We start from the raw sequence: 4,588 nt of genomic DNA on the forward strand, positions 1-4,588 counted from the left end.
GACCACACCAACCCCACCACCGACCAGGAGTCGACCCGTGCCTGAGACGCCCACCACAGCCACCACCACCGTCGCCCGCCCGCCGTTCGACCCCGAGCTCGTCCCCTTCCTGACGGCCCTCGAGGCGCGCGGCCCGTTCACCCTGACCCCCGAGGCACTCCCCCACATGCGCCGGCTCGAGCAGACCGAGGAGTCGCTCGACGCCTGGCTCCACGCCCGCGGGTGGGAGCGCCGCACCGTCAGCGTGCCCGGGCACCTCGGGGCACCGATCGACCTCGCCGTCGTCCGGCGCACCGGGCAGACCGGCACCGTCCCGGCCGTCTACACCGTCCACGGCGGCGGGATGGTGATGGGCCACCACCTCGGCAACCTCGACGCCTACGAGGGGTGGCTGCTCGACCACGACGTCGTCCTGCTGAGCATCGACTACCGCCTCGCGCCCGAGCACCCGGACCCCACCCCGGTCGAGGACTGCTACGCCGGCCTCGTCTGGGTCGCCGAGCACGCGGCCGAGCTCGGCATCGACCCCGACCGCATCGTCGTCGCCGGACAGAGCGCCGGCGCCGGGCTCGTCGCCGGCACCGCACTCCTCGCCCGCGACCGCAGTGGGCCGGCGATCCTCGCGCAGGTCCTCGTCTCCCCCATGCTCGACGACCGCGACGACACCGTGTCGACACGGCAGATCGACGGCGTCGGCGTCGCCGACCGCGGGATGACGCGCTTCGGGTGGGACGCCTTGCTCGGCACCCGCCGCGGCACCGACGACGTCTCGGTGTACGCCGCACCGGCGCGCGCCACCGACCTGTCCGGCCTGCCCCCGGCGTACGTCGACTGCGGGACCGCCGAGGTCTTCCGCGACGAGACCGTCGTGTACGCGAGCCGCCTCTGGGCGGCGGGCGTCGACGCCGAGCTGCACGTCTGGCCGGGCGCGTTCCACGGCTTCACGAGCATGGTGCCCGACGCCGTCGTGTCGCGGCGCGCCGTCGGCGCGCTCGCCGACTGGACGACGCGACTGCTGGGACCGGCGGCACCGCGTCCGTGACGTGCGGACCGCCGGACGGGAGGCGCGGTGCCAGCGGGTGCCGCGCCTCCCGTCCGACGTCCGGTCGCGTCCCGCGCCCGTCCCTGGTGGCGGCCCGGCGACCCAGGGCTAGCGTCTGAGCGGTGACGGACGACCGACGGCGGGAACTGGGCGAGGGCGACGCACCGGTCGAGGAGAAGATCGAGGAGTCCTTCGACGCGGTGGTCGAGGAGGGCGCGGAGCGGCTGCAGCGCACGCTGCGGGTGGTCCTCGCGACCGGGTTCGCCGGTGGGCTCGAGATCGGCCTCGGTGTGATGGGGTACCTCGCGGTCCTGCACGCCACCGGCGACCACCTGCTCGCCGGCCTGGCGTTCAGCGTCGGACTCGTCGCGCTCTTCCTCGCGCACAGCGAGCTGTTCACCGAGAACTTCCTCGTCCCGATCGTCGCGCTCATCGCCCGCGAGGGCACCTGGCTGCAGCTCGTCCGTCTCTGGGCGGGCACGTTGCTCGCGAACCTCGCGGGCGGGTGGGTGTTCATGTGGATCGTCGTGCAGGCGTTCCCGCAGTGGCACACGGTGCTCGAGGAGTCGGCCCGCCACTACGTCGACAGTCCGTTCGGCCTGCAGACCGTGGCGCTCGCGGTCCTCGGCGGCAGCACCATCACGCTCGTGACCCGGATGCAGCAGGGCACCGACTCCGACCCGGCGAAGATCGTCGCGGCTGTGCTCGGGGGCTTCCTGCTGTCCGGGCTGCAGTTGTTCCACTCGATCCTCGACTCGCTCCTGGTGTTCGGGGCGATCCAGGCGGGCGCGTCGATCACCTACGGGCAGTGGCTCGGGTGGTTCGGGTACACGCTGCTCTGCAACGTGCTCGGCGGGGTCCTCCTCGTCACGGCGCTGCGGCTCGTGCGCTCGGCGGACCTGCTGAAGAGGCGCCGACGGAATGCACCGGACGCGCCTGACCGGTCGGGGCGCGAGCAGACCTGAACTCGGTGCGCGTTCGAGATGGGCGCTGCCCGGGAGGCCCGGTGCCTACCGCGATCTCCTGGACGCGCGGCCCGCACTCGACTGGCTGGATGTCGTCGGTGATGACGGCCGCCGGCTTACATGTGGTGATGGGCTTCACGCCTGCGGTGCCGTGATCTCCGGAACGTCGCGTGCGCGGCCAAGGCACTCCAAGAGTGCATGGACACAGCTCTTCCCTCTCAGCGGCAGACACTGGTACCGAGTCGGCACTCGCGACTTCTACATCAAGTTCAGACTTCTCGCGTCCATCGCGCGAATCCACCCATTGATGAGGAGCAACGCCGTCGCCGTCTTGTCAGCAGACAAGATCTTCTCCTCGAGAAGCGTCTCTAGAAGAGCAATCACGCGATCATGATCAAGAAGATCTTGAGATATCGAATACTCCGTCGCGTTTGCAAGCAGAATCGCCCAATCCGCCTTCAAATCTTCGCCGTTGATGAGTAGTGGGAGACTCCTTCGAGCCAATCGCGTCGTATGAGGACGCCTGGGCGTTGTGACGACAAGCCCGAGCCCACCCCAGCCCTCCGTCACGAAATCGATGCGCAGCAAAAGCTCACGCAGATTGACGGGAGCATCAAGATAGGTCATGAGGTACCGCATTCGGCGTCGTCGGATGAGCTGTGATGATGTGCCCGTGCGGGTCTACGGCAACGCGAGCATCACATGAACCGTAGTACTGATGATCTTCTTCGTCTTCTGACAGCGAAGCCCAGAGTTCGCGCCGACGCTCCTCATGCCAACGCATTCCCGCATGGAAGTCATCCGGGCTCAGGCTGCAGCTCACGCCCTCCGAGCGCGTGATCGCGTCGATCAGGCCACCCTCGCCGGCTCCGCAGAGATGATCACTCGAACCGTTCACGACCACGTCGATGGAGTCTCCGGTGATTCTGATCTCCGGTGCTGGAAGCCAGAGTCGGTACGCGTTCGGATGGTGCTGGGATACAGGGATGCGTCCTGCCACGAACCAAGAACTGGCATGTCGAGAAGACCGCGGTCTCCCGGCGACACCGCCAGGAGGCCACGATTCCAGCGGCGGAACGAGATTGCTCGATGGAATGAACGGCGTCATCTCTGCACGTACTCGTTCACGACGCCCTCGTCGACTCAAGCGCATCAAGATCTCCCCTCGGCGTCCGACGTGCAGACCGCGGTGGTCATCGCGTCGCCGGTGACGTGAACCATCGCCATCTTGGCGCACGGTACGACGAGACAGTTCCGGATGACGGTCCGACCCCGACCGGGCCGCGCCCGCGGACGCAGGGCCCACGACCTCGTTCGTCGCGGGAGAACGTCACAGCGTGTACCGGACGATCCGACCCCAGGGCGGGAGCGCGGTGCCAGCGGGTGCCGCTCCTCCCGTCCGTCGTCCGGTCGCGTCCCGCTCTCCTCAGGCTTCCGAGGAGTCCGCTGGAGCGGTGTGCGCGGCGCTGCGGGCCTGCTCCAGGTGCTGCAGGTTGTCGGCAGCGTGGGTGTCTCCTCGTTCTTGGCCACTCGTGTACGCCGCTCGAGCACCGTCCACGTCGGCGAAGTGATCGAGGAGCAGGTTTCCGAGCGGTACAGCCGCCTCGACATTGGTGTCGATCATGCTCTCGAGAGTCAGCCGAGCGAGCATGAGTCGGCCTTGCTCGGCCCAGAGCCGGCACAGTGTCGGCCCGGCACTCGGATAGATCCCGAACCCGCGCACCAACATGCTCTCCGTGGAGTCGTCGCGATCTCCCTCGTCGAACTTCCACACTCCGATGACCCCAGCCGCCTCCGCTCGCATCGCGGGATCGTCCGAGTCGACGACGACCTCCATCAGTCGCATCGCCTCGTCGTCGTTCTCGTCGACCTTCTCCATCCAAGCCAGGGCGTACGCGCACTTGACATCACCCCCGCTGAGGCCTTGCGCAAACGCGCGCCTGGCGGCAGTGGCGTCACCGTCCTCTTCCAGCACCGACCCTGCGTTGAAGAAGGCCTCGACCACACCTTGGAAACCCTCCGGGTAGGACCACTTCGCGTGCATGTCCCTGCCGTATTTTGTTGCTCCCGTCTCTCCGTTGGCGCGCCCAGGCTCCTCACTGAGGGGCTTCGCCCCGGCGCCACCGACGGGGTCGCCCCAACCCCCGGCAGGATCGAGTTCTTCGAACGTCGAGCGGCCGGTGAGGTCGAACGCATCGATGGGATCGTTGACGTACGCGTACGCATTGTCGGTGCCCCCTTCAACAGGGTCGACCTGCAGGAACCGTCCGAGTGCAGCGACGGACTGCCGGGCGCCCATCTCGATCGTGGCGATCGAGCCGAGGTGTTCGCTGAGCTTCTGGTGCTGCCCGAGCCATCCGTAGTCGGCGTTGCCCTGCTGCGTGTCCGGCCCGGACTGGTTCGCCGTGGCCGTACCGAACAGGCCGGTGGCCTGGTCCATGACCTGCCCGAACGGGTCGTACACCGGCAACACCTGCGAGGCGAGCTGGCCCGACCCGTCGGTGGTGGCGACGATGTCCCCGTGGAGGTTCGGGTACGACCACACCGCGCTCGTCCCACGGAGCTCCGCGGTCAGCCCGCC

5 protein-coding genes are annotated in these 4,588 nt (G+C 68.4%); 2 read left to right on the forward strand and 3 right to left on the reverse strand.

Annotated elements, in window-relative coordinates; translation table 11 throughout:
* Positions 1-37 precede the first annotated feature (37 nt).
* Both BEP24_RS15910 and BEP24_RS15915 read left to right on the forward strand, forming a co-directional pair.
* Positions 38-1,042: an alpha/beta hydrolase gene (locus tag BEP24_RS15910; protein ID WP_065965097.1), complete on the forward strand. Its 1,005-nt coding sequence runs from the start codon at positions 38-40 to the stop codon at positions 1,040-1,042.
* Between the two features lie 122 nt (positions 1,043-1,164).
* Positions 1,165-2,007: a formate/nitrite transporter family protein gene (locus BEP24_RS15915; RefSeq protein WP_065965100.1), complete on the forward strand. Its 843-nt coding sequence runs from the start codon at positions 1,165-1,167 to the stop codon at positions 2,005-2,007.
* A gap of 258 nt (positions 2,008-2,265) precedes the next feature.
* Here the strand turns inward: BEP24_RS15915 and BEP24_RS17260 are convergent, their stop codons facing one another.
* The 3 genes from BEP24_RS17260 to BEP24_RS15920 all read right to left on the reverse strand — a co-directional run.
* Positions 2,266-2,634 (reverse strand): hypothetical protein, encoded by a 369-nt coding sequence (locus BEP24_RS17260; RefSeq protein WP_139266390.1) that lies wholly within the window; start codon positions 2,632-2,634, stop codon positions 2,266-2,268.
* Positions 2,621-3,007 carry a hypothetical protein gene (locus BEP24_RS17265; RefSeq protein WP_139266389.1) on the reverse strand — a complete coding sequence of 129 codons (387 nt, stop codon included), beginning with the start codon at positions 3,005-3,007 and terminating at the stop codon, positions 2,621-2,623. Before BEP24_RS17265 ends, BEP24_RS17260 begins: the two co-directional genes overlap by 14 nt.
* 426 nt (positions 3,008-3,433) lie before the next feature.
* On the reverse strand, positions 3,434-4,588 hold a 1,155-nt coding region (locus BEP24_RS15920), incomplete at its 5' end, for an RHS repeat-associated core domain-containing protein (protein ID WP_216093158.1).

The organism is Curtobacterium sp. UCD-KPL2560 (assembly GCF_001705035.1).
Classification (GTDB): Bacteria; Actinomycetota; Actinomycetes; order Actinomycetales; family Microbacteriaceae; genus Curtobacterium.